General features: G+C 46.1%; 22 protein-coding genes. 16 read left to right on the forward strand and 6 right to left on the reverse strand.

The window, feature by feature from the left end:
- Positions 1-29: 29 nt before the first annotated feature.
- From AACT42_RS20555 to AACT42_RS20590, 8 genes are all read left to right on the forward strand, one after another.
- Positions 30-866 (forward strand): TauD/TfdA dioxygenase family protein, encoded by an 837-nt coding sequence (locus tag AACT42_RS20555; protein WP_064625957.1) that lies wholly within the window; start codon positions 30-32, stop codon positions 864-866.
- Entirely contained in the window at positions 863-2,299 is a 1,437-nt protein-coding gene (locus tag AACT42_RS20560; RefSeq protein ID WP_094133355.1) for an FAD-binding protein, read from the forward strand. The genes AACT42_RS20555 and AACT42_RS20560 overlap by 4 nt, the downstream gene beginning before the upstream one ends.
- A gap of 76 nt (positions 2,300-2,375) precedes the next feature.
- A complete protein-coding gene (locus AACT42_RS20565; protein WP_094133354.1) occupies positions 2,376-4,118 on the forward strand; it encodes an L-tyrosine/L-tryptophan isonitrile synthase family protein in 1,743 nt (580 codons plus the stop codon).
- A gap of 310 nt (positions 4,119-4,428) precedes the next feature.
- Positions 4,429-5,007 (forward strand): aminodeoxychorismate/anthranilate synthase component II, encoded by a 579-nt coding sequence (locus AACT42_RS20570; protein ID WP_010318736.1) that lies wholly within the window; start codon positions 4,429-4,431, stop codon positions 5,005-5,007.
- 378 nt (positions 5,008-5,385) lie between these two features.
- Complete coding sequence (locus AACT42_RS20575) at positions 5,386-6,597, forward strand: aspartate aminotransferase family protein (RefSeq protein WP_026027324.1); 1,212 nt, start codon at positions 5,386-5,388, stop codon at positions 6,595-6,597.
- 66 nt (positions 6,598-6,663) lie between these two features.
- Positions 6,664-7,683, forward strand: a complete 1,020-nt coding sequence (astA, locus tag AACT42_RS20580; RefSeq protein WP_026028416.1) for an arginine N-succinyltransferase — start codon at positions 6,664-6,666, stop codon at positions 7,681-7,683.
- 31 nt (positions 7,684-7,714) lie between these two features.
- Positions 7,715-9,172 carry a succinylglutamate-semialdehyde dehydrogenase gene (astD, locus tag AACT42_RS20585; protein WP_094133353.1) on the forward strand — a complete coding sequence of 486 codons (1,458 nt, stop codon included), beginning with the start codon at positions 7,715-7,717 and terminating at the stop codon, positions 9,170-9,172.
- 68 nt (positions 9,173-9,240) lie between these two features.
- Positions 9,241-10,035, forward strand: coding sequence for a DUF1338 domain-containing protein (locus tag AACT42_RS20590; protein ID WP_094133352.1), 795 nt, complete (start codon positions 9,241-9,243; stop codon positions 10,033-10,035).
- A 103-nt stretch (positions 10,036-10,138) separates the two neighbouring features.
- Here the strand turns inward: AACT42_RS20590 and crp are convergent, their stop codons facing one another.
- From crp to AACT42_RS20620, 6 genes are all read right to left on the reverse strand, one after another.
- Positions 10,139-10,771, reverse strand: a complete 633-nt coding sequence (gene crp, locus AACT42_RS20595; RefSeq protein WP_010318741.1) for a cAMP-activated global transcriptional regulator CRP — start codon at positions 10,769-10,771, stop codon at positions 10,139-10,141.
- 241 nt (positions 10,772-11,012) lie between these two features.
- The gene (locus tag AACT42_RS20600) at positions 11,013-11,882 is read right to left on the reverse strand and encodes a phosphoribulokinase (RefSeq protein ID WP_010318742.1); all 870 of its coding nucleotides are present in this window, start codon (positions 11,880-11,882) and stop codon (positions 11,013-11,015) included.
- 82 nt (positions 11,883-11,964) lie between these two features.
- A complete protein-coding gene (locus tag AACT42_RS20605) occupies positions 11,965-12,171 on the reverse strand; it encodes a YheU family protein (protein WP_094133351.1) in 207 nt (68 codons plus the stop codon).
- A gap of 59 nt (positions 12,172-12,230) precedes the next feature.
- Positions 12,231-13,238: a hydrolase gene (locus AACT42_RS20610; protein WP_017049200.1), complete on the reverse strand. Its 1,008-nt coding sequence runs from the start codon at positions 13,236-13,238 to the stop codon at positions 12,231-12,233.
- Positions 13,239-13,294: 56 nt separating this feature from the next.
- On the reverse strand, positions 13,295-13,774 hold the full coding sequence (locus tag AACT42_RS20615; protein ID WP_010318745.1) for a TIGR02444 family protein: 480 nt from the start codon (positions 13,772-13,774) through the stop codon (positions 13,295-13,297).
- 1 nt (position 13,775) lies between these two features.
- Positions 13,776-15,695: an ABC transporter ATP-binding protein gene (locus AACT42_RS20620; RefSeq protein WP_017049199.1), complete on the reverse strand. Its 1,920-nt coding sequence runs from the start codon at positions 15,693-15,695 to the stop codon at positions 13,776-13,778.
- A gap of 132 nt (positions 15,696-15,827) precedes the next feature.
- On the opposite strand from AACT42_RS20620, the gene kefG reads away from it, so the two are divergent.
- The 8 genes from kefG to rnr all read left to right on the forward strand — a co-directional run bounded on the left by kefG (position 15,828) and on the right by rnr (position 25,166).
- The gene (kefG, locus tag AACT42_RS20625; protein ID WP_094133350.1) at positions 15,828-16,415 is read left to right on the forward strand and encodes a glutathione-regulated potassium-efflux system ancillary protein KefG; all 588 of its coding nucleotides are present in this window, start codon (positions 15,828-15,830) and stop codon (positions 16,413-16,415) included.
- The gene (gene kefB, locus AACT42_RS20630) at positions 16,399-18,198 is read left to right on the forward strand and encodes a glutathione-regulated potassium-efflux system protein KefB (RefSeq protein WP_094133349.1); all 1,800 of its coding nucleotides are present in this window, start codon (positions 16,399-16,401) and stop codon (positions 18,196-18,198) included. Before kefG ends, kefB begins: the two co-directional genes overlap by 17 nt.
- A gap of 31 nt (positions 18,199-18,229) precedes the next feature.
- A complete protein-coding gene (locus AACT42_RS20635; RefSeq protein ID WP_010318749.1) occupies positions 18,230-18,430 on the forward strand; it encodes a YheV family putative zinc ribbon protein in 201 nt (66 codons plus the stop codon).
- 97 nt (positions 18,431-18,527) lie between these two features.
- Positions 18,528-19,118 carry a peptidylprolyl isomerase gene (gene slyD, locus AACT42_RS20640; RefSeq protein WP_088732892.1) on the forward strand — a complete coding sequence of 197 codons (591 nt, stop codon included), beginning with the start codon at positions 18,528-18,530 and terminating at the stop codon, positions 19,116-19,118.
- A gap of 215 nt (positions 19,119-19,333) precedes the next feature.
- Positions 19,334-20,275 carry an isoaspartyl peptidase/L-asparaginase family protein gene (locus AACT42_RS20645; RefSeq protein ID WP_094133348.1) on the forward strand — a complete coding sequence of 314 codons (942 nt, stop codon included), beginning with the start codon at positions 19,334-19,336 and terminating at the stop codon, positions 20,273-20,275.
- 129 nt (positions 20,276-20,404) lie between these two features.
- On the forward strand, positions 20,405-21,703 hold the full coding sequence (locus AACT42_RS20650; RefSeq protein ID WP_013855915.1) for an adenylosuccinate synthase: 1,299 nt from the start codon (positions 20,405-20,407) through the stop codon (positions 21,701-21,703).
- Positions 21,704-21,921: 218 nt separating this feature from the next.
- Positions 21,922-22,557, forward strand: a complete 636-nt coding sequence (gene motX / locus AACT42_RS20655) for a flagellar protein MotX (protein WP_013855917.1) — start codon at positions 21,922-21,924, stop codon at positions 22,555-22,557.
- A gap of 161 nt (positions 22,558-22,718) precedes the next feature.
- On the forward strand, positions 22,719-25,166 hold the full coding sequence (gene rnr / locus AACT42_RS20660) for a ribonuclease R (protein WP_017046740.1): 2,448 nt from the start codon (positions 22,719-22,721) through the stop codon (positions 25,164-25,166).
- Positions 25,167-25,174: the final 8 nt, after the last annotated feature.

The following is a 25,174-nucleotide window of genomic DNA, read 5'->3' on the forward strand; positions in this document are numbered from 1 at the left end:
TATTAAAAATTAATTTAAAGGAACGGGTGATGAATTATCAGGTCACGAAGCTCCATCCTTTTGGAGTAAAAATAGAAGCAAATGGATTAAAAATTCCCATTAGCGAAGTACCAATAGCACTACTGCGTAAACTATTTATTGAGCATCAGTTGGTATTGATACGTGGATTTAAAGCCTTTGAACAGGCCGAGCAATTTGCGGAATATTGCGAGCAATGGGGAGAGATCAGTATTTGGCCATTTGGCAAAGTGTTAGATTTAATTCAAAAAGATCAGCCAAAGGACCATATTTTTGATAGTAGCTATATGCCGCTGCATTGGGATGGCATGTTCCGCCCTCAAGTGCCTGAATATCAGATATTTCAATGTGTTCAGGCGCCATTGCCAGCACAAGGCGGCCGGACGACCTTCACTCATACAACCAAGGCGCTACAGAACGCAACCGAACAGCAGCGCTCATTATGGCGAAAAGTCACGGGGCACTATCAGCGAGAGATGGAGTTCTATTGCAGTCACACCATTTCCCCGATTATTGCTCAACATCCCTATCTCTCACACGAGGTCATTCGTTACGCCGAACCGCATTTCGCTGAACGTGGCGATCTGCTAAACCCACCAAATGTGACCTTTAGTGGCATTGATAGTGAGCAAATAGCTGAGTTCCACCGTAGCTTGCGTGACGCACTGTATGACCCTCGTCATTTTTATGCTCACGAATGGCAAAATGATGATGTGGTCATTACGGATAACTTTAACTTACTGCATGGTCGAGAAAGCTTTTTATCGCATACCCCACGTCATATCCGTCGAGTTCAGGTGCTAAGCGATCCACCGTTTGATAATCCAAGTTTGGAGTCTTACCGATGAGTGATTACCACACAGATATTATGATCGTTGGAGCCGGCCCTGTCGGGCTTATGTGCCACTATTTAGCGCAGCGCTGCGGTCTGAACTCACAAGTTATTGATAAATCTAATGGGCCACTGGTGGTCGGACGGGCCGATGCACTTAATGCTCGAACTCTGCAGTTACTTGATATAGTTGACTTATTTGAGCCACTTTACGTGCAAGGCAAACCCTGTAATACCAGTTCGGTATGGGCTAATGGTCAATTTTTGTCACGCCAGTCTCATTGGTGGACAGCGCTGCAAGGCTGCTTCTATCCTCACTTTCTGATGTTGGGGCAAGCACATATTGAAAAAGCGCTAGATAGTGCAGTCAAAGCGCAGAACGCGGCCGTGCGCCGTGGTTTATCTGTGGTCGATATCACTGTTGATGAGCAAGGCTGCGTGACGGAACTAAGCAGTGGCGAGCGAGTTCGTTCACGTTACGTGATTGGTGCAGACGGTGGGCGCTCTTTTGTACGTCAGCATTTTTCGATTCCATTTGAAATCGAGAGACCAGAAATTATCTGGGCGGTGATTGATGGTGTTATTGAGTCAGATTTTCCGAAAGTGCCAGAAATCATCGTATTTCAGGCTGAGACGTCAGATGTCGCCTGGATTCCACGTGAAGGTGATTTGGATCGTTTTTATATCCGTATGGACACCGAAGAATTTACTCAGCAAGAGGTTATTACGCGCATTAACCGAGCAATGTCGCCGCATTCACTGACGTTTAAGCAGGTTGAGTGGTTTTCTTATTTCTCGGTTAAGGAGTCTGTTGCAGAACGGTATGACCACCAGCAACGGGTATTTCTAGCAGGAGATGCCTGCCATATACATTCGGTCAATGGCGGCCAAGGGCTCAATACCGGAGTTGCTGACGCGTTCAATTTGATCTGGAAGCTCAATATGGTGTTGCGTGGTCAGGCATCACCTACGCTGCTGGACAGTTATCAGGCTGAGCGCCAACCAGTGGCTCGCAGCGTGATTGAAAGCTCTGGTGCATTGGTGCGTGCGACTAAATACTCAGAACGAGGAACCCATGCGGAGGACTATGTACAAATCGTTGAACAGCGAGCTGGTAACATCACAGGTATGGGCATTGGGTATGGCAATGGTGGCTTAAACGGTTCTCGAGTGTATGACTTTGAGATGCATAGCGATCAGCAGAGTTGCCGCTTTTATCAATGGCTAGATTACCGCTCCTTTACGCTTCTGTTAACTGGCGATGCTGAGTTACCACCAGAAATTCCTCCGTTTGTGCGTTGCCTTCATCTGTACGATCAGGCGAAGCCTGGGCAGTATTGGAGTGAGAGTTCATTCTACCAGGGGCAGGCTTTACTGATCCGCCCTGATGGTTATATTGCGGCTTTCGCGTCGCTTGTGCACGCGGCTGAACTGTTGGCTGGCCTATAAACTTTTTAACCGAGAGTGAAGGCCGAGGGTTCTGCATCATTCCGTCAATGGTCTTCGCCTTTAATAAGGAAACACTATGCTTGATCATCAACAGCAGCAATGTGTGGATAATATTGCTTTTATTTTATTAGACCAATTATTAGCACAAACAGACGCCACTTTTAGTGGGTATCAGAAGTTAAAAAAACAGATAGCTCAGTGTGTCATTGAAAACAAAGTCATTACATTATTACTACCTGCCTTTCCATGTAAAACGAATAACCTAGATAAGGTATTAGGTTATAAGCCTGATTTGGGTGAATATCGAGTTTTACAAAAATTTGTTAATGCCATTCGTGATATTCAATCTGTCTATTCTCCAGGAGTGATGTTTTACATTTTTTCTGATTATCATACATTTTCTGATTATATTAATGTCGATTTAGAACATCATTACACTTATTCTGATGAATTACGGAATATGGTGGAAAATATGAACGCCAGTGATTGTCTAAAAATTATAAACTTTGAGCACTTCTCTGCGTTTGATGACTTAAATGAATATCAATATTTCAATGGATTAAAGCAGCGCTTTGGTGATGCGGAATATGAGCGTGATTTTGCACGTCTTAAACAGCATGATAATGCAATGCACCATACCTATCTGGGCTTGAAAAAATTCATGCATCAGGATCAGAAATATGCGCTTGCTCCGCTGAGTTATAAGAAACGACGTGAGCGACTAGCTCTTATGGCTAAAGGAATGATGGTGCAAGGACGTGCACTCGATAATTTCCTCAATACTCATTTGAGCCACGCTATTCGTCTCAGCATTCATGAACACCCAATGCAAGGCAAAAAATATTCGCTGTTTCTTTTTGATGAGCGATCGTTTAAGACACCTTGGCATACTTGTGTCTTATTTGATGCTTGCCACGGAGAATTTATTATTGATACGCAGGCCAATCACAAACAACGTGAAGGCGTGATTATTCCCGTAATGCATCAAGGAACGCTGTGGTGTTTACTGCGTTTCAATATCGAAGATGCTAACGAGGCACAATTGATGCGTGAGGTAAAAGCCACTCTACAAGCAGAGCAGTTTGGCCTGACGTTAGAGTCACACCATGGATGCTCACTGACCGCGCTACCGCAGGCTCAAGTGAGCCAATTAGTAAAAGCGTTCTCTGCTGTCTGTTTAAAAGGCTTTAACCCGTTGCCTCAAGCTTCATTTTGGTCTTCGTGGTTTGCCGGAAATCATGCTCTGCTTCCGGAAGAATATGTTCGGAGTAGTACATTAGCAGAGCCCAGTTGGTACGGGCTCAAAACACCGTCAACGAGCATAGCGCGTCGCTATTCTTATACTGACATGACTCCTGATGAATGGGCGATTTACTGTTCATCTTCTCCGCTGAAGGTTAACTTACTGGATGCCTCACTGGCTGCGTTGTGTCTTAATGGTCAAGCAAGTGGTTGGCTGAAAAATACCATTGTGCAGTACGATGATACGGCTACTTATCCTGTGATTATGTCGGGGGATTGGGGAATGAATTTACGCTGGAGCCCATCATTGGCGAAGCATATATCGTCGTCGACTGAAATTGACAATATCAATCAAGTAGCCAATGTTTTAACTCCTATTCTTGAACGTTCACAAGTACAGCATGTTTTTGATTTACAACTTGGCGATATATTACTGGTGAATAACCACACCGTACTTCGTTATGGCGTGTTATCCGAAACAGAATTAGCGGTGCGTCAGCCTTATTCGGTAAATTCCCCTTGGCAGCCTCATAACAAACAACCAAGTAGTGAGCATTTACAAGAAAGCCCTGCTTAAATAAACGACATTTTTAGGAAATAAGCATGAAGAGCCAAGTAAGCGGATTACTTGGCTTTATTTTTATGGATCATTAACTATGGGATAGATTTATTTTATCGTTGTTTCCATTCTCTTATTCGACCATACGATGAGAAGTGTTACTTTCAAATGAGAGCAAGTAAAATAATGATCACAACCGAACTGGTTACATAATGAACGAATGTGCAAATAGTGTATTTAGTACAGAATCGATAACTTCTTGCCTTTCCAAACCAGTATTGCACAATAGCGCCTCTCGCTGACTTTTACCCAGAGCGTTTTAATTCACATGCTACTTATCATCGATAACTACGATTCCTTTACCTACAACTTGTACCAATACTTCTGTGAGCTGGGAGTTCAAGTGACGGTGGTGCGTAATGATGAAATCGATATCGCTGGCATTGAAGCGCTCAGCCCAACGCATCTGGTTATTTCCCCTGGGCCTTGCACGCCGAATGAGGCGGGAATTTCACTGGCCGCGATTGAACATTTTGCGGGTAAACTACCTATCTTAGGAGTCTGCCTTGGGCATCAAGCCATTGCGCAAGTGTTTGGCGGGCAAGTGGTGCGAGCCAAAAAGGTGATGCATGGTAAAACCTCACCGATCCAACACACCAACCGTGGTCTCTTTTTAGGGCTCAATAACCCGTTAACCGTTACTCGCTACCACTCGTTGGTGGTCAAAGCCGATTCTCTTGCGGACTGTTTTGAGCTCACCGCTTGGACTCAACAGGCCGATGGTTCGATGGACGAAATCATGGGTTACCAACATAAAACACTGCCAATTGATGCCGTGCAGTTTCATCCTGAATCAATTAAAACAGAACAGGGTCATCAACTGCTCGCAAATTTTTTGCGCCGTTGAACCATTCTCAACCGGACTGCGATCACCTTTCTTAACATTTTCTTCATCATTTCTGCTGTTTTTTATCTTTGCAATATTATGCACCATACATCCTGTTGGAATGAGGGATGGCTTGTTGCCTCAAGGCCTTGTTGTGCTTATTCATATTATTTATAAAAAAGTGCTTCATAAAAGAGGTGACTTAATGCATAAATAATCATAAGTAGTGACGATTGTCGGTGGTTCTGCCGATCTAAAAGAATAAATCACTATTGAAATGGTTAATAATTTGTAAATACAATGCTGCATTAGCTAAAAAGCGAAACAATATCTTCCACTCAAGCGTTTAATAGGAAGATCGCAATCTGCTTGGCATGCGGTATCAAGAGGGAATGTGTAATGACAGTGGAAAATAGTGTAGATCGCAGTCTGTTTGATGAGGTGATGGTCCCTTGTTATAACCCGATGGAAATGATTCCAGTTAAAGGGCAGGGCTCTCGAGTGTGGGATCAACAAGGTCATGAATACATCGACTTTGCTGGCGGTATTGCAGTGAGTTGTTTGGGCCATTGCCATCCGGCGATGGTTGATGCGATCACCAAGCAAGCCAATAAGTTGTGGCATCTCAGTAACGTGATGACTAATGAGCCTGCTTTGCGCTTGGCGAAAAAATTAACGCAAGTCAGTTTTGCTGAAAAGGTGTTTTTTGCTAACTCCGGCGCGGAAGCTAATGAAGCGGCGCTCAAACTGGCGCGTCGCTGGGCCGCTGATGTCCATGGTGAACAAAAATCAGAAATCATCGCCTTTAACCAAGGCTTCCACGGCCGCACTTTCTTTACAGTGACGGTCGGGGGGCAAGCGACTTATTCCGATGGATTTGGTCCTAAACCTGCGGATGTTACCCACCTACCGTATAACGATATTGAAGCGTTGCAAGCACACATCTCTGATCGCACTTGTGCGGTAATGATGGAACCCTTGCAAGGCGAGGGTGGCATTGTGTCGCCTTCGGCTGAGTTTGTCCAAGCCGTGCGTGAATTGTGCAATAAGCACAACGCCCTGTTGATCTTTGATGAAGTGCAAACCGGTAATGGCCGCACTGGTGAGTTCTATGCTTATCAAGGATTGGGCGTCACGCCGGATATTTTAAGTACCGCGAAATCACTCGGTGGCGGCTTCCCTATTGGCGCTATGCTCACCACAAACGAATTGGCCGCGCATTTTAAAGTGGGCACTCACGGCTCGACTTATGGTGGCAACCCACTGGCTTGCGCAGTAGCGGAAGCGGTAGTTAATGTGGTTAGTCAGCCAGAAACCTTGGCTGGCGTTAAAGAGCGTGAAGCGCTCTTTCGTGAAGGATTGGCTAACATTAATGAGAAGTACCACATTTTTAGTGAAATCCGTGGTAAAGGTCTACTGCTTGGCGCGGCATTGAATGAGCAGTGGCAAGGTCGCGCTCGCGATATCCTACAAGCCGCGGGCAAGCAAGGTTTACTGGTGTTGGTTGCGGGTATGAACGTGGTTCGTATGACGCCTTCATTGGTGATCACCAAACAAGAAATAGAAGAAGGCTTAGCAAGATTAGATAAAGCTATTGCATCACTCATGTAGTGAAAAAGCCTAGCAGCCCAAGGTAGGATGCCTTGGGCCACTTCAAGCATCTGGAGGGAAGTATTGATGCTAGTTGTTCGCCCTATCGCAATGTCGGACTACGATGCGCTACACACATGCGCTATTGAATCCGGTCACGGGTTTACATCACTACCCGTGAATGAAAAGCTCTTAACCAACCGTATTACTCATTCTGAATACAGCTTCGCTAAACCCGACGTCTCAGAGCCGGGAGATGAAGGTTACCTGATGGTCGGTTTTGATTCTGAAACCGGTGAGGTCGCAGGGACGACTGGCGTTGAAGCATCGATTGGCCATGACGTGCCGTTCTATTCTTATCACATCAGCACGATAGTGCATTCGTCGCCTAAGCTGAAGGTTAACAATACCGTCAAGTTGCTTACTTTTGGCAATAACTACACTGGATGCAGCGAAATTTGTACGCTTTTTTTACGCCCAGATTTTCGTCAAGGGTTGAATGGGCGTTTGATGTCGAAATGCCGTTTTCTGATGATGGCGGAACACCCACATCGTTTTTCTAAAACCATCTTTGCTGAAATGCGTGGTGTGTCTGATGCCGAAGGCAACTCGCCCTTTTGGCAATGGCTGCAAGAGCATTTTTTCTCGATTGATTTCACTATGGCTGATTATTTAACCGGCATTGGTAAAAAAGGGTTTATTGCTGATCTGATGCCCAAACTGCCGATTTACGTCAACTTATTGAGTAAAGAGGCACAGGCGGTGATTGGTCAAGTGCATGACAATACCCGTCCAGCGTTAACGCTACTCGAGCGCGAAGGATTCACCTGCCGTAACTATGTAGACATTTTTGATGCAGGTCCAACGGTTGAGTGCGATTTGCGCAATATCGAATCCGTACGTCACTCGGTGCGAGCTAAAGTGGAAGTGGCCGAGCATTCAAGCTCGCAAGATTATCTTATCTGCAATAGCTCGTTTGAAAACTTTCGTGCTACTGCTGCAAAAGGTGCTTATAACCGCGAAACGGAAACGGTGATCATCTCACCTAAAGTGGCGCAAGCTCTATTGGTTGATAGTGGTGATTTTGTTCGAATTTTGGCGCAGTAAAATAGGTACATTGGAAGGTAAGGATTAACAGATGACTCAGTGGATTGCAGGTGAATGGTTAGCTGGACAAGGCGAGGCAATGCTTTCGCTTAGTCCCTATAACAATGAGGCGATTTGGCAGGGCGATAGCGCCACACCCGCGCAAGTAGAAGCTGCGGTAACGGCGGCAAGAGTCGCATTTATAGAATGGAAAAAACGTCCTTTTGTTGAGCGTGAGCAATATGTATTAGCCTTCGCTGAAAAAGTGAAACAGCGCAGTGAAGAGCTTGCGCAGATCATCGCCAAAGAGACAGGAAAGCCACTCTGGGAAACGCGTACTGAAGCGGCAGCGGTGGCGGGTAAAATCGCTATATCCATTCGAGCTTATCATGATCGCACTGGTGAAAACACACGCGAAGCAGCGGGTAATCAACTGGTATTGCGTCATCGTCCATTGGGCGTTCTTGCGGTTTTTGGTCCGTATAATTTCCCTGCCCACCTGCCGAATGGTCATATTGTGCCTGCACTTTTAGCGGGTAATACGGTTGTGTTTAAACCTTCAGAGCAGACTCCGTGGACGGGTGAGTTTGTGATGAAATTGTGGCAAGAAGCAGGCCTACCTGCGGGTGTACTTAACCTAGTGCAGGGCGCGAAGGAAACGGGTATTGCGCTTGCTCAGGCCAAAGGCATTGATGGCCTTCTTTTTACTGGCAGCGCCAATACAGGTCATTTACTCCATCGCCAGTTTGCTGGGCAGCCGGGGAAAATGCTGGCTTTAGAAATGGGCGGCAACAACCCAATGGTTATCTCTAAGCAGTATGGCGAGCTTGATGCGGCAGTGTATACCATTATTCAATCCGCATTTTTAAGTGCAGGCCAGCGCTGTACCTGTGCGCGGCGTCTTTATGTTCCAGAGGGAAATGAAGGCGATCGATTGCTTGAAAAGCTGGTCAGTGCCACTCAAAAATTGCGTATTGATCACCCCTTTGCTGAGCCAGCACCTTTTATGGGGCCACAAATATCACAAGCGGCGGCGCAGTTCATTCTTGCTGCTCAGGACAATTTACGCGCCTTGGGTGGCGTCAGCTTGCTGGCCGCGACACCTTTGCAGGCGGCGTTTGTCACTCCGGGCATTATTGATGTCACCGCAGTTAGCCAATTGCCTGATGAAGAGTATTTCGGACCATTGTTACAAGTCGTGCGTTACCAAAGCTTAGAGCAAGCGGTACAACTGGCTAATGAAACTCGCTTTGGTTTATCGGCAGGCTTAGTGTCGACCAATGATGCCGAATGGGACTACTTTGTCGATCATATCCGCGCTGGCATTGTAAATCGTAATCGACAATTAACCGGAGCCAGTGGTGATGCACCGTTTGGTGGGCCGGGAGCGTCGGGAAATTTAAGACCAAGCGCCTATTACGCGGCCGATTACTGCGCATACCCAATGGCATCAATGGAAGGCCGTTCGACAGAACTGCCTGCCACGCTCAGCCCCGGGGTTGAGTTATAGCAGTAAACTTTATCTAAAACCCCATGCCTACTAGCATGGTTTAAACCGAGCACAGACAAGGAGGCGTTATGACGCCAACCGTTTTATTTCAATCATTATGGAATGACTACATTCAGCGCCTTTGCCCTTCTGCCGACAAAGTCCATCACTTGCTTCAAGAAGAGGAAGCGTTGATTAATGACCATATTGCGTTGCGAACCTTCAATGTTGCACCATTAGGTATTGAAACGCTGGCTAAGCCTTTTCTTGCCTTAGGCTACGTTGCCTGTGGTGGTTATGTGTTTGAAAGTAAGAAGCTGGTAGCGAAGCACTATGAACACCCTGATCTGACCCAGCCTAAGGTATTCATAAGCGAGCTGAAAGTGGAAGAGTGCTCGCCTGCGCTCCAAGCCATTGTGGAGAAGCTGGTACATCAAGTCGATAGCAATAAATTAAACAGCAGTGACTTTTTATATGGCGGTCGCTTGTGGCAACTAAGCTACAGCGATTATTTGCAGCTTGCCAACGAAAGTGAATACGCCGCTTGGTTGGCGGCGCATGGCTATGGCGCAAACCATTTCACTGTTAGTGTTAATCAACTGCAGGCGTTTAATGAAGTGAAAGCGGTCAATGATCATCTACGCCAAGCGGGTTTTACCATCAATGAAAATGGTGGAGAAGTGAAAGGTACACCTGATGTGCTGCTTGAGCAGTCGTCGACCATGGCCGATAAAGTACCGGTGCAATTTACGGAAGGGGTGGAGGTGATTCCCGGTGGATTCTATGAATTTGCCAAACGCTATCCAATGGCCAACGGTGAACTCTATAGCGGTTTTGTGGCGGCCTCTGCAGATAAGATATTTGAAAGCACTGACATGCAATAGCCTCTCGTCTTTTTACTTTCGTATCGAAATATGACCAAAGAAAAAGCCACCTGAGTTCCCCAAGGTGGCTTTATGCATTCAATCTCAATCATTTTGATTGAGATTAACGAGTTCCGTACACCACGATAGTTTTACCGTGGGCAGAAATTAAATTCTGCTCTTCGAGCATCTTCAAAATACGTCCTACAGTTTCACGAGAACAGCCTACAATTTGGCCGATCTCTTGACGGGTGATTTTGATTTGCATGCCATCTGGGTGCGTCATTGCATCAGGTTGTTTCGCCAGGTTAAGTAGCGTTTGTGCAATACGGCCCGTCACGTCTAGGAAGGCTAAATCGCCTACTTTTTGACTGGTGACTTGCAGGCGTCGAGAAATTTGTGCAGACAGACGCATTAAGATGTCTGGGTTCACTTGGATAAGCTGACGGAATTTCTTAAAAGAGATTTCCGCAACTTCACAAGGTGATTTTGCACGGACCCAAGCAGTACGCTCTTGGTCTTCTTCAAATAGACCAAGCTCACCGATAAAGTCACCTTGGTTGAGGTAAGAGAGGATCATCTCTTTACCTTCTTCGTCTTTAATCAATACCGCTACCGAGCCTTTGACGATGTAGTACAGCGTCTCTGCTTTTTCGCCCGCATGAATCAACGTGCTTTTCGATGGGTATTTATGAATATGACAGTGTGAAAGAAACCACTCTAGTGTTGGATCGGTTTGAGGTTTACCTAGAACCATAATATCTCACTTCCTCTGCAGGGTACGCTTGCCGCTTTCCATATTGTAGCTAAGCCTAAAATAAGCTTACTAGGATAAGAGCACTTTCCAAATGCTGCAAGCTAACTTGTGTTTCGGTTAAGGATAGTATCCTTTTTCAGAAACGATTTCTTGATTTTAATCGTGTCAGTGGCATGATTTTTTAAGCAAAACTGTGCACATGATCACGGTATGAAAAGTAACCGTCAACTTGTCCGATCACTTAGCCAATTTTACCTGTTTCAATCAATTGTTGCAGGATCGGTCTGACGATCAATTCCATCGCAAAACTCATCTTGCCACCCGGCACCACAATGGTGTTGTGGCGCGACATAAAAGAGCCATCAATCATGGCGAGCAGATAGGGGAAATCAACATTCTTTATACCGCGCAGACGGATCACGACGAAGCTTTCATCCAAACTAGGTATGCCCTTGGCGTTAAGTGGGTTTGAAGTATCAACCGTTGGCACCCGTTGAAAGTTGATGTGAGTTCGCGAGAATTGAGGGGTGATGTAATTGAGGTAATCGTCCATTGAACGAACGATAGAATCCATCACTGCTTCACGTGAATGGCCTCGATCACGAGTATCACGCACGTACTTTTGTATCCACTCAAGGTTAACGATTGGCACCATGCCTATCAAAAAATCGACATGCTGCGCGACGTTTACATCGCCATCGACTACACCGCCATGCAGACCTTCGTAAAACATCACATCCGAGTTTTCCGGTAAATCTTGCCAAGGAGTAAAGGTGCCGGGCATTTGATTGTAGGGCACAGCTTCGTCAAAAGAGTGTAGATAACGACGAACTTGGCCTGTGCCTAATTTCCCATATTGGCGGAAAAATTCTTCCAATGCAGGAAAATCATTGGCTTGTGGGCCAAAGTAGCTGATGTGCTTCCCTTGTTCGCGCGCTTTACGAATTTCCACATCCATTTCTGGCCGTGTAAAACGATGGAAGCTATCCCCTTCAACCCATGCTGGTTTAATGTTCATCATATTGAACATTTTACGAAAGGCTTCTGAGGTCGTAGTTGTACCGGCACCGGACGAGCCGGTGACAGCGATAATTGGATGTTTTGCTGACATGACAAACCCTGTCTGTATGTAACGTACTTGTTATCGATGGCTCCAATATAGCACGAAAAGAGTAGATTGTTTTGAGCTGAAATTATTTACGCAATTGAATATCCACACTTTCATGCAACTCAGAATAGACGATGATCGCCTCCCCTGTTGCGAGCTGTTTCTTTATTTGCTCGATTTTTTGCTGAAATGGTACTTCCTGCTCTCCGTAATCAGTACCTTCGCGTAATACAAACGTTTCAATCAAATTATCCAGTGTTTCAGGCGCAATGTGCTGCCAAGGAATAAGCATGACGACCTCTTAAACTGTCATGGAGAAAAGGGTATCGATTTAAAGCGATATGTGATTAATCATGCGTTGCATTGATGGTCAATAGGGTTGCCGTGACGCAGGTTTTCGTAATAGGTTGGAAGTGCTTCTTCGAGCCAAAATTTAGGCTTAAGCGCGCTACCGCTGAGAAAACCGACATGGCCACCTTGGGTAAATAAGCGGTAATGGATGTTCTCTGGTAAGGAAAATTTGGGGATCACGGCATCCGTCATAAAGGGATCATCTTGCGCTTGAATGATTTGTAGCGGCACGCGAATTTGTGTCAGCTTTGAAAGGCCTGAGCACTGCTGGTAGTAATCCTGCGCATCTTGAAAACCATGCAAGGGCGCGGTGACGAGATCGTCAAATTCGTAAAGTTTTTTGATGTGTTTAATTTGATGGTTAGAAATACCTAACTCATTATGTAAAAGATGCTGTTTCTTTAGTGCATTTTTTTTCAATGATGTCAGTAAGTAAGCGCGATAAACCTTTGAAAATCCCTGTTCAATGCGTGTGGAACACGCTGCCAGATCGAGCGGAGCGGAGACAACGGTTGCCGCGCTAACGATCGGGTCGTGATTATATTGCGCTAAGTAATTAACCAACATATTGCCGCCAAGAGAAATGCCCACCGCCACGATAGGTCGATTCGGGCATTGCTTGCGTATGTATTCGAGCACAAAGCGTGCATCTTCAACTTCACCAGAATGGTAAGCACGTGCCAGATGGTTCGGTTTGCCGCTACAGCCGCGAAAATGCATCATGACCGATAACCACCCCTGCTGTGCGAAGGCGTACATTAAGCCATTGGCATAAGGGCTATGAAAACTGCCTTCTAAGCCATGAAACAAGATAAATAGGGGTTTATTTTGTACTCGCTCTGAGCGCCAATCATCACTCCAAGCAAGGTCTAAAAAATCACCATCAGGTGTAAACAGCGTTTGCCACAGCGGCTCAAAACGTGCGCGTTTGCGCAACAAACGAGGAAGCAGAGTCTGAAGGTGTGGATTTGTTAGTCCAGTAGCAGCGATAAATGGAGTCATAACCATAGCGTATTATTTTTATGAATTGTGACCAGTATACACCGAGCGAGCAATTGATGTAGTTACGGTTTTTGAGAATGAGGCGCCGGGGTTTTAAAAGCGAGATGCAAATGCTCACAGCCAAGCTGGCGACAGTAACGCAGCGTTAATTGTTCACCATGGTTATTCTGCAATGCCAATGCGTTGATACATTCCACGAGGTCAGCTTGCTGCTGCTTTTCAAGCTGCAGCTCAAATTGCAGCGCCTCGCGGTACAGCGTATCTGGCACCATGCTTTTCAAACGTCGTCTTAACTCTCGGTAACTGTGCAGCAGCGCTTCTGAACGGCCGATACATTGAGTGACATTTTGCCAGTCAGCATCGGCAACCGTCACTTGTTGCTCATCAAGCCATTTGAGTAGCAGCAATAAGTTGACGTTGCCGTGGAAGTTATTTTGTAAACTTAAGCACGCCTCTTTCACTTCTCGCACGCTGTAGTATTGCAAACTGAATTGCCATAAGCGTTCTAAGGTCAGAGATAATCGTACGTGCTCTTGGCTCATCTTAGCGACTGAATTCCTGCTCTAGTTGTTCGAGTGTCTCTTGTTCCGACATCCATTCCATTTCGATCGCTTCAAGTGCCGATTTACTGCGAGCTTGAAGCGCAATCACTTCGGTAAGTTTAGCTTTGTTTTCGGCTTCATACAGCGAAGTATCAGACAATTGCTCTTCAGTTTGCGCCAGTGCCGCGTTCAATGTGTCCATTTTCGCTTCGAGTTGTGTCAGTTTTTTGCGAATTGGTGCGGTTTGGATGCGAAATTCCGCTTCTCGGCGCTTTTGATCTTTTTTGGCTGCGGCACTGTTGCTGCTGTCTTTGGCAGGTTGCTGAGATTGAACTTCTCTACGTTCCGCTTTCTGTTGTTCTGTCAGCCACTTGTAGTAGTCGGTCAAATCCCCATCGAAAGGCGCGACTTGACGATCGTGCACCAAGTACAAGTCATCGGTGGTTGCGCGCAGTAGATAGCGATCATGGCTGACGATGACCATCGCACCTTCAAAGGTTTGCAGGGCAAACGTTAGGGCTTGACGCATATCCAAGTCTAAGTGGTTGGTGGGTTCATCAAGCAGCAGCAAGTTCGGTTTTTGCCACACAATTAGCGCAAGCACTAAGCGAGCCTTTTCACCCCCGGAAAACGGAGCGATTTTCTCTAGCGCTTTGTCGCCTTGGAAACCAAAACTACCCAGATAATTACGCAGCTCAAGTTCGTTTTTATCCGGGGCGATTTGCATCATGTGCTGCAGTGGGGTCTCTTCTGGATGCAGTGTTTCTAACTGATGCTGGGCAAAGTAACCAATCTTTACACCTTGCGAATAAGTGAGATCGCCACCTTGCGGTTTTAACTCACCGGAGAGCAATTTAATTAATGTTGATTTACCCGCACCGTTACGCCCGAGTAATCCAATACGGCTTCCCGGTACAAGGTTGAGGCGAATTTTTTCTAAAATTAAACGTTCACCATACCCGGCGTAGACTTCGTCCATCATCATGATTGGGTTAGGCAGTGCCGAAGGCTCTCGAAATTCGAAATTAAATGGGTTATCAAATTGAGCTGGCAGCACTTTTTCCATTCGTTCCAACGCTTTGATACGACTTTGTGCTTGGCGAGCTTTGGACGCCTTGTAGCGGAAACGGTCGATGTAGCTTTGCATGTGCACCATCTGCTTTTGCTGCTTCTGGTACATGGCTTGCTGCAAGATCAGTTTTTGCGCCCGTTGATTTTCAAACGATGAGTAGTTTCCGGTGTATTCATTCATGGTTTGATTTTCGATATGGATGATGCGTCCGACGATCGGATCAAGAAAATCGCGGTCATGGGAAATCAAGATCAAGGTGCCGGGATAGTTTTGTAACCAACGTTCAAGCCACATGACGGCGTCCAAATCCAAGTGGTTGGTTGGTTCATCAAGCAGCAGTAAATCCGAGCGGCACAACAGCGCTTGCGCTAAGTTTAAGCGCATCCGCCAACCACCCGAAAATTGCGTTAAACTCCATCCCATCTGTTCTTGGCTAAACCCCAAACCATCAAGCAGTTCAGAAGCGCGGGCGCGAATACTGTATCCGCCGATGGTTTCAATTTTTCCATGCAGCTCTGCAACCAAGGTTCCTTGGTCAGCCTCTTCAGCAACGCTGAGGCGTCGTTCTAATTCACGATATTCACGATCGCCATCGATGACATATTCAATCGCATTGCGATCAAGAGCCGGAGTTTCTTGGGCAACCCAAGCCAGTTCCCAGTGAGCTGGTTTACTGAAGGAGCCAGCGTCAATAGATAGCTCATCTTTGAGTAGGGCAAAGAGCGTTGATTTGCCACAGCCATTTTTGCCTACTAGGCCAACTTTATCGCCCGGCTGGATAGTTGCAGAGGCCTTTTCAAGGAGCGGTTTACCGCCGCGCAGTAATTGAATATCAGAGAAGGTAATCATAAAAATCTATTTTTCATATCGAGACGTTATCGCGTGGAATAGTAGGGGCAATAAGGATAAATGTCGATCATTATGCAAATTGCGTTATTATGCTTAATAACATATTGATAACTATTGGGAGCGCAGACAAAAATGTCCACCACCGTCATGTCTGACCAAATTACACCTAAAATATTGGTGATTTATGCGCATCCTGAGCCATTAAACTCCATCGCCAATCAAACCATGCTGCTCAATATTGCGTCACTTTCCCACGTCACAGTGCATGACTTGTATGCAACCTATCCCGATTTTTTTATCGATGTGCACGCAGAGCAGCAAAAACTACTTGAGCATGATGTGATTGTGTTTCAACACCCTCTTTATATGTATTCCTGCCCAGCGCTACTCAAAGAGTGGTTTGATCGCGTGCTTGCCAAAGGGTTTGCCTTCGGCGGACAGACGGCGTTGCATGGTAAATACTGGCGTAGCGTCATCACCACGGGCGGAAAAAAAGAAGCGTTTGATGAGCGGGGCTACAACAAATACCCACTGGATCAAATTCTCCAACCATTTGAATTAACCGCGGCTCTGTGTTGTATGAACTGGATGGAACCGTTAGTTCTCTACTGGTCACGTAATGTGAGTGATATGGAGCGCTATCAACACGCTGAGCATTATCGACACTGGTTGCAACACCCACTGGCCACACAAGGAGAGCTTGATGGCGTTAAGCGGTGATTTTTTACAAAGCAGCGTGGTGTTTTTAACCGCGGCTGTGGTGGCCGTACCGATTGCTCAGCGTGCAGGGTTGGGTTCGGTGCTCGGCTATTTGTTAGCGGGTGTAGCCATAGGCCCTTGGGGGCTGGGTTTAATCAGTGATGTGCAAGCCATATTACACTTTGCTGAATTTGGCGTGGTGCTGCTGTTGTTTCTGATTGGGCTGGAATTAAACCCCAAAAAATTGTGGCAGATGCGTGGGCCGATCCTTGGTTTGGGTGGCGCGCAGGTGGTGGTAAGTACCTTAGTCATTGCCAGTATTGCTTATCTATTAGGCGTTAACTGGCAGAGTAGTTTAGTGATTGGTATGGGCCTTGCGCTCTCTTCGACAGCAATCGCATTACGCGTAATTGAAGAGCAAGGGCTAACGCGCAGTGAAGCTGGCCAGTCTGGTTTTGCGGTACTGCTTTTTCAAGATATCGCTGTCATCCCGATGTTGGCCTTTTTGCCTTTACTGGCAGGCAACGCCGGTGGAAGCTGGTTAGATGTGACTTGGATGTTGGGTGGCATTACCGCTTTGCTGGTCGGGGGGCATTTTCTATTGAGCCCGCTGTTTCGTTATATTGTGACCAGTGGTGTGCGTGAACTTTTTACCGTTGCTGCCTTGCTGTTGGTGATTGGGATTGCACTGTTAATGCAGCAGCTTGGCTTGTCAATGGCACTCGGTACTTTCCTTGCTGGCGTGTTGCTGGCAGAAAGTGAATTTCGCCATGAACTTGAGATCGCGATTGAACCGTTTAAAGGGTTATTGCTCGGGCTATTTTTTATTGCCGTTGGAATGGCGGTTAATTTGGGCTTATTGGCGCAAGCGCCGCTGCAAGTGTTGGCGGCTGTATTAGGTCTAGTGGTGCTGAAAGGAGGAATCCTTTATCTCCTCGCACGTTTATCGGGTACGCGTTCTAAAGCGCGCAGCAAAATGGCGGCGATCCTCAGCCAAGGCGGCGAGTTCGCGTTCGTGATTTTTACTGCGGCAAGCGCGCAGGGCGTGCTATCACCGGATCAAGTGGCCTTTTTGCTCGTTGTGGTCAGTCTGTCGATGGTCACCACACCTTTATTACTGATGATTCAGGACAAATGGTTTGCGCGAAAATTGAACCTCAGCAGTGACGATGAGATGCATTCCGATGTCGTCAATAAACAGCCGCAAATTATCATTGCGGGTTTTGGGCGTTTTGGGCAAATTGTAGGGCGTTTGATGTACGCCAATAAGATTAAAATTACCGTATTAGAAAGCGATGCCAGTCAAATTAAATTATTGAGAGAGTACGGTTATAACGTTTTTTATGGTGATGCGACTCAACTTGAACTGTTGCGCGCCGCGGGTGCAAAAGAAGCTGAGGCGATTGTCATCTGTACCGATGCGCCCGATGAAGTGATGAAAATTGTCGAGCTTTGTCAGCACCATTTCCCGCAGTTAAAGATCTTAGCTCGCGCTCGTAGCCGGGTAGAGGCGTATCAGTTACTCAGCCATGGGGTCGATAAATACTCGCGGGAAACTTTCTTAGGCGCTTTGGACCTCGGCCGACAAGTACTGGTCGAATTGGGCATGCACCCTTACCAAGCCAAGCGCGCCGAAGCACATTTTAGAAAACTCGATAATGCGATGCTCAAAGAGCTGCTACCGCAACATAACCAAGACAAACAACTCGCACTGCGCGCCAAAGAGGCACGTAAAGAGCTGGAAGAAATATTTGGGCGTGAAATGGATAATGATCGCCAATCTCGTCATTATTGGGAAAAATAACGCCAATCAATATTCAGTTGTAGGATGTAACGTGAAACAGAAAAAACGCTTTATTGCCGGTGCAAAGTGCCCAAGTTGTCAGTCACAAGATACTCTGCGCTGGTGGGTTGAAAACAACATAGAGCTCGTTGAGTGTGTCGAGTGCGACTACCATGAACAGCGAAAGCCCAAATCTGTAGAAAAAAGTGAACATGCTCGGCAAGAGATGATCGGGATTTTTAAACCAGAATAATTGAGTTTCTGGAATAGATCTTCATAATACGCCTCATACCGATCGATTTCTTAGGTTTGAAGATGACAACCTAGGAACAAACCTCCTTGGAGTTGTTATGAAAATTGAAAAGAACGTGGTTGTAAGCCTAGCCTACCAATTAGTATTGGAAGATGGTGCAGTCGTAGACCAATCAACAGTTGATGCACCACTAGATTACCTTCACGGTCACAACAATCTAATTACTGGCCTTGAAAATGAGTTGGAAGGAAAAGTTGTGGGCGATAAGTTCACAGCAACTATCGCTCCTGAAGAAGCGTACGGTGAATACAACGATGAGCTTGTACAACGTGTACCTGCTGAAGTTTTCCAAGGCGTTGATGAAATTGAAGTGGGTATGCGTTTTCTAGCGGATACTGACCAAGGCCAAATTCCAGTTGAAATCACGGAAGTGGATGGTGACGAAGTGGTAGTTGATGGTAACCACATGTTGGCTGGCCAAACATTAACGTTTGATGTAGAAGTCGTTGCGATTCGCGCTGCAACTGAAGAAGAGATCCAACATGGTCACATTCACCAAGCTGGTGGCTGTGGACATGGCCACGACCATGACCACGATCATGAAGGTGGTTGCTGTGGTGGTGAAGGCCATGACCATGGTGAGAAAAAAGAAGGTTGTTGCGGTGGCGGTAGCTGCGGTTCACATTAATCATTCTTTGGTTGGTTGTGCCAAATAGGCAACAATAACCGACTGATACGATGAAATGGAAAGCGTTAATCGTTATGCGATTAGCGCTTTTTTGTTGCTTGTTAATTATTACAGTACTCACTTGCCGTCTACCTGCAACTTCAAGTTATTTGGGTATAGTTAATGTGTAGAACAGAAGTGTATTGCCTCTCAATTTATTAAGTTAAGGAATTCTCATGTCACAACCTTTTGCTATAGCAATTCATGGCGGCGCCGGAACCATCATTCGTCAACAAATGAGCGAATCATTAAAGCACGATATTTTGAACACGCTAGAAAGTGCTGTCCGAGCGGGGCATCAAGTACTGGCACAAGGTGGTGATGCACTGGATGCGGTGGTTGAGGCTGTGAAAATACTTGAGGACTCTCCGTTGTTTAACGCAGGAAAAGGTTCGGTGTTAACGCATCAAGAGATGGTGGAGATGGACGCCTCTGTCATGCATGGCAAAATGATGGACGCAGGCGCGGTTGCTGGGGTTCGGCACATTAAAAATCCGGTGCAGCTCGCGCGTGATGTAATGAAGCACAGTGATCATGTGTTGTTGATTGGTGAGGGCGCAGAAGCGTTTGCTTTTACTCAAGGGCATCAATATACAGAACAAGATTACTTTTTTACTGAGCGTCGTTATGAACAGTTGCTAGCGATGAAAAGCAACAATCAATTTGCTTTGTCGGAAGCAAAATTCCCAGATGACAAGAAATTTGGCACTGTTGGCGCAGTTGCATTGGATAAACAAGGCAACCTTGCGTCTGCTACTAGTACCGGTGGCATCACGAATAAAAAATTTGGTCGCGTCGGCGATTCTCCCATCATAGGTGCAGGAACGGTGGCTGAAAATGGTAATGTGGCGGTATCGACAACGGGCATGGGGGAATATTTCATTCGTAAAATGGTTGCCAGTGACGTTGCCGCTCGCATGCGTTATTTAAAAGAAGATGTTCATACCGCATGTGAAACCATTATTCAGGGTGAACTTAAAACGCTCGGTGGTGAGGGGGGATTGATCGCCATTGATGCGCAAGGCGACATTCATTTTGCAATGAACAGTTCCGGTATGTACCGTGCTTGTGTTGATCGTCAAGGAGAGCTAATCGTAAAAATATATTCGGATGAGTAACTTACGTGCCTAATAACTGAATCATTTATTAAGTTATATTTTTATGACATTTTCGTGTTTAAAAAAGGACTGCAAGGAAAAGGATTCGGTGCTAGAATCCTTTTTTAACTAGCAATCAGACTTGGAAAGATGGGAAATAACGTAGTCGTTCTAGGCACCCAATGGGGTGACGAAGGCAAAGGTAAAATCGTAGACCTTTTAACTGAAGATGCAAAATACGTGGTTCGCTACCAAGGCGGCCATAATGCAGGCCACACTTTGGTCATTGACGGTGAAAAAACCGTTCTTCATTTAATTCCATCCGGCATTCTTCGCAATAAAGTGAAATGCATCATCGGCAACGGTGTTGTGCTTTCACCTGACGCACTAATCAATGAAATGAAGCCTCTAGAAGAGCGTGGTATTCCAGTCCGCGAACGTCTTTTCATTTCTGAAGCTTGCCCACTTATTCTTCCTTACCACATTGCGCTTGACCAAGCTCGTGAAACGGCTCGTGGTAAAAAAGCAATTGGTACGACAGGTCGTGGTATCGGTCCTGCTTATGAAGACAAAGTGGCTCGTCGTGGTTTACGCGTTGGTGACTTGTTCGATATGGCTTCATTTGCAGAAAAGCTAAAAGAAGTGATGGAGTTCCATAACTTCCAACTTGAGCATTTCTACAAAGCTGAACCAGTAAGCTACGAATCCGTACTTGAGCAAGCACAAGGCTATGCTGATTTGCTGACTTCGATGGTGATCGACGTGACCGATGAACTTGATGCAGCGCGTAAGCGTGGCGACAAAATCATGTTCGAAGGTGCGCAAGGTACTATGCTTGATATTGACCACGGTACATACCCATACGTAACGTCTTCTAACACGACTGCTGGTGGTGTTGCTGCAGGTTCTGGTTTCGGCCCTCGTCATCTAGGTTATATTCTAGGTATCGCGAAAGCTTACTGTACTCGCGTTGGTGCAGGTCCATTCCCAACCGAATTGGATGATGAAATCGGTAATCACCTAGGCACGAAAGGCCATGAGTTTGGTGCTACAACAGGCCGTAAGCGCCGTTGTGGTTGGTTTGATGCGGTAGCGATGCGTCGCGCCATTCAAATTAACTCAGTCACAGGCTTCTGCTTGACTAAACTTGACGTACTTGATGGTCTAGAAGAGCTAAAAATCTGTACGGGTTACCAAATGCCAGATGGCTCAATTGCTCAAGTATCACCAATGGCAGCTGACGCTTTTGAAGCGGTAACACCTATTTACGAAACTATGCCTGGTTGGTCTGAAAATACTTTCGGTGCTAAATCAATTGATGCCCTGCCACAAGCGGCGCTTGATTACATCAAACGTATTGAAGAGTTGACAGGTGTACCTGTTGACATCGTTTCTACAGGTCCAGATCGTAACGAAACCATTATCAAGGTTCACCCATTTTCAGTTTAATGGTTGATTGATAAACGTTTTTAAAACCGGCTTTCAGAGCCGGTTTTTTTATACCTGTATTGATGATATTTTGTCCTTGGTGTGGCAATAAATGGCCGAATAACGGCAAATTTTGTCTAAAGAGTTTGCCGCACTGGTCGATAAAGTTATCAAGCCCAGCCCTAGATGAAACTGAGGCTATAATTTTAAGGCTATCGATAGACATAAAGAGTGCAGGTATGAAGCTACGAACGGTAGCAGCTTCATTGTTTTTAGCGCTGACCTCATCCTTGAGTCATGCCAACGTGGCGGAAGTGGGTGAGCCAGTCCCTATTTACACCGAAGCTGAACTAATCAAGTTAATTGAGCAAAATAAACATTTAGAGCAAGTCAAGGCCGACAACTGCCAATTGGTAGAAGATATTGTTGCGCGTGCTACTCGCATCAGCCTGCCTTCCTACGAGTTTTTGTATGGAGATATGCTAGCGTGGGGGGTCTGTGTAGATCAAGATGTCGAACTTGGCTTGTACTATATGGAAAATGCAGCTCATCAAGGTTTACCCGCTGCGTTAGAGCAGCTTGGGCGTTATTATTCGCGTGGTACTTTAGTGCAGCAGGATAAAGAGCGAGCTATTCCCTATCTGCGTGAAGCCGCTGCGATGGGCAATATTAATGCTCGTATCCATCTAGCTGAGCTTTTGCTGCGTGATTATGGCAGCCCGCTTGATTATGAAGATGCTTATCGCTGGCTCTATAATTCGGTGACTATCGATCAAAGAATACATTCTCGGATCTCTATGCTCCGGCAGGGGTTAGAGCAGCGAATGCCACAAAATGTGGTTGCGCGAGCCAAGCGCAGAGATACGTTTTGGTAGCCTTCATTATTGCTTTTCTTATTTCGCCCACACGGTTGGGCGAAGTCATTTCTACGCTTTTCCTCTAACGCATTAGCCTATAATAATCAATACGCTGCTGTAGCTTCTGCCGTGAGTCAGTTATACTCTGGCTATCTCTCCTTGCTTTAGCAGGTCTGCCTATGTCTGAAATTATCAATAACGATCCTTTTGCGGATCGAGAATCTAGCAATTACGAAAATCCAATTCCAAGCCGAGAATTCATCCTCGAATTTCTAACCGAAGCCAATGTACCGATGAATCGTAATGATCTTTTTGAGGCATTGGGTTTGTCTGGTGAAGAGCAATACGAAGGGCTACGCCGTCGTTTGCGTGCGATGGAGCGAGATGGCCAATTGGTATTTACTCGTCGCCAATGCTATGCATTGCCAGAAAAACTGGAAATGATCAAAGGTCACGTAATCGGACATAAAGATGGTCATGGGTGGGTTCGTCCTGATGGCAGCGTTGGCAAAGATAACGATGTTTTGCTACCTCATCACCAAATGCGTACCATTATTCATGGCGACTACGTGCTGGTACAACCGACAGGCACGGATAAAAGAGGCCGTAAAGAAGGGCGTTTGGTCCGAGTTTTGGAAGAACGTAAAACCCAACTTGTTGGGCGTTTCTTCCTCGAAAATGGCTACTCTTATGTCGTGCCCGATGATTCACGCATCACTCAAGACATCTTGATCCCTAATGAGCACAAAGGCGGAGCTCGCATGGGGAACGTGGTGGTGATTGAAATTACCGATCGCGGTGCCAGAGCAAGAGGAATGACAGGAAGGGTTGTTGAAGTACTTGGGGAAAATATGGCTCCCGGTATGGAGACACAAATAGCGATTCGCACTCACCAGATCCCTCATGAGTGGCCGCAAGAAGTATTAAAGCAAGTCGAAAACCTGAGAGAAGAAGTTCCAGAAGAGGCGAAGCAAGGGCGCGTGGATCTGCGTCAATTACCTTTAGTGACGATTGATGGTGAAGACGCGCGTGACTTTGATGACGCGGTTTATTGCGAAGCCAAAAAAGGTGGTGGCTGGCGTCTCTGGGTTGCGATTGCTGACGTAAGTTATTATGTGCGCCCCGATACGGCTTTGGATAAAGAAGCGATCAACCGCGGTAACTCAGTTTACTTCCCATCGCAAGTCGTCCCTATGCTACCGGAAGTACTGTCGAACGGTCTTTGTTCACTTAATCCACAAGTCGACCGTCTATGCATGGTGTGCGAGATGACAGTCTCTGCAACGGGCAAAATTTCGGGTTACAAACATTACGAAGCCGTGATGAACTCTCATGCCCGTTTAACTTACAACAAAGTACACGCCATTCTTGAAGGGGATGAAGAGCTACGCGAACGTTATCAAGCTGTGGTTCCTCATCTTGAAGAACTCTATTCGATGTATAAGGTGCTAAAAGCAGCGCGTGATGAGCGTGGCGGTATCGAATTTGAAACGATTGAAACTAAGTTTATCTTTAATGCTGAGCGTAAAATCGACAGCATTGAACCTGTTGTCCGTAATGATGCGCATAAAATAATCGAAGAGTGCATGATCCTCGCTAATATTGCTTCAGCATCGCTGGTGGAAAAAGCGAAAGAGCCCGCTCTGTACCGTATCCATGAATCACCGGGAGAAGAGCGTTTGACCGGTTTTAGGGATTTCTTAGGCGAGCTTGGTTTGAACTTAGCGGGTGGGCTAGAGCCTTCGCCAACCGATTACGCTAACTTAATGAAACAGATTGGTGAGCGCCAAGACAAAGAGTTGATCCAAACCATGTTACTGCGTTCCATGAAGCAGGCTGTGTATAACGCGGATAACTGTGGTCACTTTGGTTTAGCGCTCAAACGCTATGCGCACTTTACTTCACCTATTCGTCGCTACCCTGATCTCCTATTGCACCGCGCAATTAAATATTTGATTGCCAAAGAATCGGGTAATCACACCGACCGTTGGACAACCACAGGTGGTTATCACTACTCTTTTGATGACATGGACTTCTATGGTCAGCAATGTTCAATGACAGAACGCCGTGCTGATGATGCGACGCGTGAAGTATCCGATTGGCTCAAGTGTGAATACATGCAAGATCATGTAGGCGAAGAGCTTGATGGAGTCATAGCCAACGTGACAGGTTTCGGTTTCTTCGTTCGTTTAACTGAGTTGCACATTGATGGATTGGTCCATATTTCAACGCTAGCGAATGACTACTATCAATTTGATCCCGTGGGACAACGATTGATCGGCGAAAGTTTTGGCAACATCTATCGCTTAGGTGACGCCGTTAAAGTCAAAGTGTTATCCGTCAACTTGGATGATCGTCAAATTGACTTTGAAATCGTGGGCACTAGCCGTAAGCTGCGCGGAGAAGGCAAGACAGCGAAGAAACGTGCAACGGATGCACGAGAGAAAGCACGTGGCAAGAAGGTGACGTCAAGTAAAGGAAAGGCAACTCCTTTAGTTGAAGCGACTAAACGCCCAGATGAAAAAAGTAGTGAAGGCTCAAAACCTGAACGAAAAAAAAGCAAAACAACAAAAGCACGCAAAAAGAAACCCGCGGCCAAAGCAAATAAAGCGCGTGCTAGTAAATAACGATCAAT

Source organism: Vibrio sp. V15_P4S5T153, assembly GCF_963874485.1.
GTDB classification, from domain to species: Bacteria; Pseudomonadota; Gammaproteobacteria; order Enterobacterales; family Vibrionaceae; genus Vibrio; species Vibrio anguillarum.

Bases quoted from the DNA above. Each gene is read 5' to 3' on its own strand.
- AACT42_RS20555 (WP_064625957.1), top strand. From the start codon at position 30: ATGAATTATCAGGTCACGAAGCTCCATCCTTTTGGAGTAAAAATAGAA.
- AACT42_RS20560 (WP_094133355.1), top strand. From the start codon at position 863: ATGAGTGATTACCACACAGATATTATGATCGTTGGAGCCGGCCCTGTC.
- AACT42_RS20565 (WP_094133354.1), top strand. From the start codon at position 2,376: ATGCTTGATCATCAACAGCAGCAATGTGTGGATAATATTGCTTTTATT.
- AACT42_RS20570 (WP_010318736.1), top strand. From the start codon at position 4,429: ATGCTACTTATCATCGATAACTACGATTCCTTTACCTACAACTTGTAC.
- AACT42_RS20575 (WP_026027324.1), top strand. From the start codon at position 5,386: ATGACAGTGGAAAATAGTGTAGATCGCAGTCTGTTTGATGAGGTGATG.
- astA (WP_026028416.1), top strand. From the start codon at position 6,664: ATGCTAGTTGTTCGCCCTATCGCAATGTCGGACTACGATGCGCTACAC.
- astD (WP_094133353.1), top strand. From the start codon at position 7,715: ATGACTCAGTGGATTGCAGGTGAATGGTTAGCTGGACAAGGCGAGGCA.
- AACT42_RS20590 (WP_094133352.1), top strand. From the start codon at position 9,241: ATGACGCCAACCGTTTTATTTCAATCATTATGGAATGACTACATTCAG.
- crp (WP_010318741.1), bottom strand. From the start codon at position 10,771: ATGGTTCTAGGTAAACCTCAAACCGATCCAACACTAGAGTGGTTTCTT.
- AACT42_RS20600 (WP_010318742.1), bottom strand. From the start codon at position 11,882: ATGTCAGCAAAACATCCAATTATCGCTGTCACCGGCTCGTCCGGTGCC.
- AACT42_RS20605 (WP_094133351.1), bottom strand. From the start codon at position 12,171: ATGCTTATTCCTTGGCAGCACATTGCGCCTGAAACACTGGATAATTTG.
- AACT42_RS20610 (WP_017049200.1), bottom strand. From the start codon at position 13,238: ATGGTTATGACTCCATTTATCGCTGCTACTGGACTAACAAATCCACAC.
- AACT42_RS20615 (WP_010318745.1), bottom strand. From the start codon at position 13,774: ATGAGCCAAGAGCACGTACGATTATCTCTGACCTTAGAACGCTTATGG.
- AACT42_RS20620 (WP_017049199.1), bottom strand. From the start codon at position 15,695: ATGATTACCTTCTCTGATATTCAATTACTGCGCGGCGGTAAACCGCTC.
- kefG (WP_094133350.1), top strand. From the start codon at position 15,828: ATGTCCACCACCGTCATGTCTGACCAAATTACACCTAAAATATTGGTG.
- kefB (WP_094133349.1), top strand. From the start codon at position 16,399: ATGGCGTTAAGCGGTGATTTTTTACAAAGCAGCGTGGTGTTTTTAACC.
- slyD (WP_088732892.1), top strand. From the start codon at position 18,528: ATGAAAATTGAAAAGAACGTGGTTGTAAGCCTAGCCTACCAATTAGTA.
- AACT42_RS20645 (WP_094133348.1), top strand. From the start codon at position 19,334: ATGTCACAACCTTTTGCTATAGCAATTCATGGCGGCGCCGGAACCATC.
- AACT42_RS20650 (WP_013855915.1), top strand. From the start codon at position 20,405: ATGGGAAATAACGTAGTCGTTCTAGGCACCCAATGGGGTGACGAAGGC.
- motX (WP_013855917.1), top strand. From the start codon at position 21,922: ATGAAGCTACGAACGGTAGCAGCTTCATTGTTTTTAGCGCTGACCTCA.
- rnr (WP_017046740.1), top strand. From the start codon at position 22,719: ATGTCTGAAATTATCAATAACGATCCTTTTGCGGATCGAGAATCTAGC.